Genomic DNA, 4449 nt, shown 5'->3' on the forward strand with positions numbered 1-4449 from the left:
ACGCCCGGTTACATTCCGAACCCGGAAGCTAAGCCTTTCAGCGCCGATGGTACTGCAGGGGGGACCCTGTGGGAGAGTAGGACGCCGCCGAACAACCCGCCCTTTTAGCTCAGTCGGTAGAGCGTCTCCATGGTAAGGAGAAGGTCAACGGTTCGATTCCGTTAAAGGGCTCAGAGAAAAAGCCCCCGCCATTCGGCGGGGGCTTTTTTGCGTTCCTGGACGAATGGCGCCGGACGAAGGCCGGCCGCCCCTCGGACAAGGGGCGGCCGGTGGTGTCCGTCAGCGGTCGTCCGGCTCGCGGAGGCGCATCGCCAGGATCGCCATGTCGTCGGAGGCCGGGGCCTGGGCGAAGCGCTCCACCGCGCGCAGGATGCGGGCCGAGACCGCGCCGGCCGTGAGGCCCGTACACGTCTTCAGGACCTCGGCGAGCCCGTCGTCGCCCAGCATGCGGGTGCCCTCACGGCGTTCCGTGACGCCGTCCGTCACGCACAGCAGGACATCGCCCGGCTCGAGCGTCACCGTCTCCTCGTACAACTCCAGGTCGTCCATGACGCCCAGCAGCGGCTGCGGCTCCGCCGCGGGGGAGACCGTGCCGTCCGGGCGGAGGCGCAGCGGCAGGGGATGGCCGGCACAGACGACCTTCAGGATCGCCGAACCGTCCTCCTGCGGATGCATCTCGCCGTACAGCAGCGTCAGGAACCGGCTGCGGGCCCCCTCGTCGAGGATCGCCGCGTTCAGGCGCTCCAGGACGGCCGGGCCGCCGAAGCCCTCGCGGGCCAGGAGCCGCAGGGCGTGGCGGGCCAGGCCCGTCACGGCCGCCGCCTCCGGGCCCGTACCGCACACGTCACCGATGGCGAAGCCGTAGGCGTCGTCGCTGATCGGGAAGACGTCGTAGAAGTCGCCGCCGACCTCGTTGCCCTCACCGGCCGCGCGGTAGATGACGTCCACCTCGACGCCCGGGATCTGCGGCAGGTCCGGCGGGAGGAGGCTGCGCTGGAGGGACTGGCTGATCGCCACGCGCTCCGAATAGAGACGGGCGTTGTCCAGGGCCAGGGCGGCCCGGCGGGACAGGTCCTCGGCCAGCTCCAGGATCTCCTGGCGGAAGTGGTCCTCCGCGGGACGGCCCAGGATGAGCTGGCCGATGACGCGGTTGCGGGCCACCAGCGGCAGCACGACCGTCTCCCCGGCGACGGCGCCCGCCGTGGCCAGGGTCGTGTCGACGCCCGAGGAGAGCGGGCTGCCCAGCTGCTCCAGCTCGCGGACCGAGGCCCGGACCGCCGCGCGCTGCGCCGCCTCTCCCGGGGCCGACCAGGCGCGGGCGCCCGGCGCCGGCACCGGATCCGGTGGGGCGATCGAGGACAACAGGGCCTTCAGGCCGTCGATACGGTCCTCGTCCTCGTGGAGCACGTACGACAGGTACGGCTCCGAGGACTGGTCGGCGATCGTGTAGACCGCACACCAGGTGGCCAGCGTCGGGACCGTCATCTGGGCCATCAGCGCCAGCGTCTGGTCCCGGTCCAGCGTGCCTGCCAGCAGATCGGACGCCTCCACCAGGAAGCTGAGGGAACCGCGGCGCAGGCGCTCCAGCTCACCGAGGCGGGCGGACTCCACGGCCAGCGCGATCCGGTCCGCGGCGAACTGAAGGCGCAGGGCCTCCTCGTTCGAGTACCGGTTCGCGGTCTCCGCGGCCACGCCCAGGGAGCCGGTGAGCCGGCCCTCCACCTTCAGCGGGACCGTGACGACCGACCGCATGCCGGTGCCCTCCAGGAGCGGCACGGCGCCGGGCACCGCCGCCAGGTCCTCGTGGACGGCGGGCATGCGGGCGGAGCCGTACCGGCTCGCGCCGGTCTCCACGGGGACGCGGGCGAAGCGCTGGCGGGCGGCGGGCAGACCGGTGGTCGCCCGTACCTCCAGCTCCGTCTCGTCGTCGGTGGCGAGCAGCAGGAAGGCCGCGTCGCCGTCGAGCATGTCCCGGGCACGTTCGACCGTGCGCTGGAGGAGACCGTCGAGGTCGTCGGGGGCCGGGGAGCCGATGAACAGTTCGAAGGGGTCCGAGGAGCGGCTGTCCGAGCCCCCGTCGGTGCCCGCCGGGCGCTGCGGGGTCTGCAGGACGGCCCGCTCGTGTTCCCGTACCAGCAGACAGACCGTGGACGGCTCGCCCTCCGCGTCGCGGACCCGCAGGTGGGCCGCGTACACGGGCACCACCCGGCCGTCGGAGCAGCGGATGCCGTAACTGCCCTCCCAGCGGGAGAAACGGAGCGCCTCCGCCAGGCCCGTACCGATGCCGGGGGTGTGGGGCCAGGCCGCGAGGTCGCCGAGCGGCTTGCCGGAGACCTGGTCCGCCGTGTAGCCGAAGAGGTCCTCGGCGTCCTCGTTCCAGCCCGAGATCGCGCCGCCGCGGTCGATCTGCACGACGGCGACGCGGACGCGGCTGTCCGTGACGGGCAGGACGGAGTCCGGCAGCACCGGACCGGCGGAGCGGGTGCCCACCGGGCGCTGCGGCAGGTCCAGGTGGAACCAGACGTGCTTGCGGGTGGGGGAGTAGTCGACGCCCCAGCGGGCGGCGATCGCGGCGCACAGGAGGAGGCCGCGGCCGTTCTCGCGGTCGGGGCTGCCCGGCGCGCGGCCGCCCTGGACGGGGACCTCGCGCTCGGGGTAGCGGTCGGCGACCTCGACGCGGATGCTGTCCTCGGACCGCAGGCAGAGAACCTCGGCGGCGGTGCCGGCGTGGACCACCGCGTTCGTCACGAGTTCGCTGGTGAGGACGACGGCGTCGTCGACGAGTTCGGGGTGGCCCCAGCCCTGGAGGGTGTCCCGGACGAAGGCCCGGGCGGCCGCCACGGACCGCCCCACGGGCTCGAATGTGGCAGTCGCCCGCGCGGTGATCACAGCACTCCTCGTACGCGTCTCGACGCCCGGCTCTGCCATGCTCGGTCTGCCCCTCCCGCTGCCCGGTGGTCGTACGCGCACCACACCGCCCCCGCCGGGCGGACCGGGGCGGTTGGACAGCCGGAAGCCAGGTTACTTACCTTCGCTGTCCGGGCGGATGCCGGTCATGGCAGTTTCCGTCTCCCGGGGGCGGGGACGCTGTGCGAAGCTGCCGAACTGTTATCGCCTGGTTCGGTCGCGGTGAAACACTGGGCAGGTTACCGGTGCAAGGCGGAACGGTACGTTCGACCCCTTTCGGGAGGGACACGGTGGACTCTGGCACGGCGGCGCGTCGAGGCGGCGGCAGCGGCGGCACGCGCGCGAGAGGCGCACGTTCCCGCGGGGGGACGGTGCAGGTGGACGAGGCGGCGCTGGAGCGGTTGCTCGGCGCTCTGGTGTCCATGCGCGACGGGAACCTGCGCAGGCGCCTCACGGTTTCCGGTGACGGGATCATGGCGGAGATCTCCGCCGTGTTCAACGAGGTCGCCGACCGGCAGATGCACGTGACGGGAGAGCTGTCGCGGGTCCGCCGGGTGGTGGGCCGCGAGGGCAAGCTGTCGGAGCGGCTGGAGGCCGGCGCCACCGAGGGCGCGTGGGCGGCGGCCATCGAGGCCGCGAACGCCCTCGTGGACGACCTCGCCCGGCCGGTGTCCGAGGTCGGCCGGGTCCTGTCGGCGGTCGCCGAGGGTGACCTGGAACAGCGCATGGACCTGCGCTGGGAGGGCGCCGACGGGGCGGCGCGGCCGCTGCGCGGGGAGTTCCTCAAGGTCGCGCGGACCGTGAACAACCTCGTGGACCAGCTGTCGCTGTTCGCCTCCGAGGTGACCCGCGTCGCCGTGGAGGTCGGCACCGAGGGCATTCTCGGCGGTCAGGCGCAGGTGCGCGGGGTCTCCGGGTCGTGGAAGGACCTCACGGACTCGGTCAACACCATGGCGTACCGGCTGACGGCCCAGGTGCGGGACATCGCGCTGGTCACGACGGCGGTGGCCAACGGTGACCTGTCGCAGAAGGTCACGGCGAACGTGGCCGGCGAGATGCTGGAGCTGAAGAACACCGTCAACACGATGGTGGACCAGCTGTCCTCGTTCTCCTCCGAGGTGACCCGGGTCGCGCGAGAGGTCGGTACGGAGGGCGAACTCGGCGGCCAGGCCGAGGTGGCCGGGGTCGCCGGTGTGTGGAAGGACCTCACCGATTCCGTCAACACGATGGCGGGGAATCTCACCAATCAGGTGAGAGGCATCGCCGAGGTGACGACGGCGGTCGCCAACGGTGATCTGTCGCAGAAGGTGACCGTGAGCGCGCGCGGTGAGATCGCGCAGCTCGCGGACACGATCAACCAGATGACCGACACGCTGCGGATCTTCGCCGACGAGGTGACCCGGGTGTCGGGCGAGGTCGGGGCGCAGGGGCTGCTGGGCGGTCAGGCGCAGGTGCCGGGTGCCGCGGGCACCTGGAAGGACCTCACGGACTCGGTCAACACCGTCTTCCGGAACATCACCACGCAGGTGCGGGACATCGCGC

2 protein-coding genes, 1 tRNA gene and 1 rRNA gene are annotated in these 4449 nt (G+C 72.3%); 3 read left to right on the top strand and 1 reads right to left on the bottom strand.

Annotated elements, in window-relative coordinates:
* Positions 1 to 93, top strand: a 5S ribosomal RNA gene (gene rrf / locus ACFY60_RS20240); the annotation flags it as partial.
* A gap of 5 nt (positions 94 to 98) precedes the next feature.
* A tRNA-Thr gene (locus tag ACFY60_RS20245) sits at positions 99 to 171 on the top strand.
* A gap of 108 nt (positions 172 to 279) precedes the next feature.
* Here ACFY60_RS20245 and ACFY60_RS20250 read toward each other — a convergent pair.
* Complete coding sequence (locus ACFY60_RS20250; protein ID WP_388612137.1) at positions 280 to 2928, bottom strand: SpoIIE family protein phosphatase; 2649 nt, start codon at positions 2926 to 2928, stop codon at positions 280 to 282.
* A gap of 356 nt (positions 2929 to 3284) precedes the next feature.
* Here ACFY60_RS20250 and ACFY60_RS20255 point away from each other — a divergent pair.
* Positions 3285 to 4449: HAMP domain-containing protein (locus ACFY60_RS20255; RefSeq protein WP_389458942.1), on the top strand; the 1165-nt coding region annotated here is incomplete at its 3' end.

This window comes from Streptomyces sp. NPDC012827, assembly GCF_042900905.1.
GTDB lineage: Bacteria > Actinomycetota > Actinomycetes > Streptomycetales > Streptomycetaceae > Streptomyces > Streptomyces gulbargensis.

Bases quoted from the DNA above. Each gene is read 5' to 3' on its own strand.
- ACFY60_RS20250 (WP_388612137.1), bottom strand. From the start codon at position 2,928: ATGGCAGAGCCGGGCGTCGAGACGCGTACGAGGAGTGCTGTGATCACC.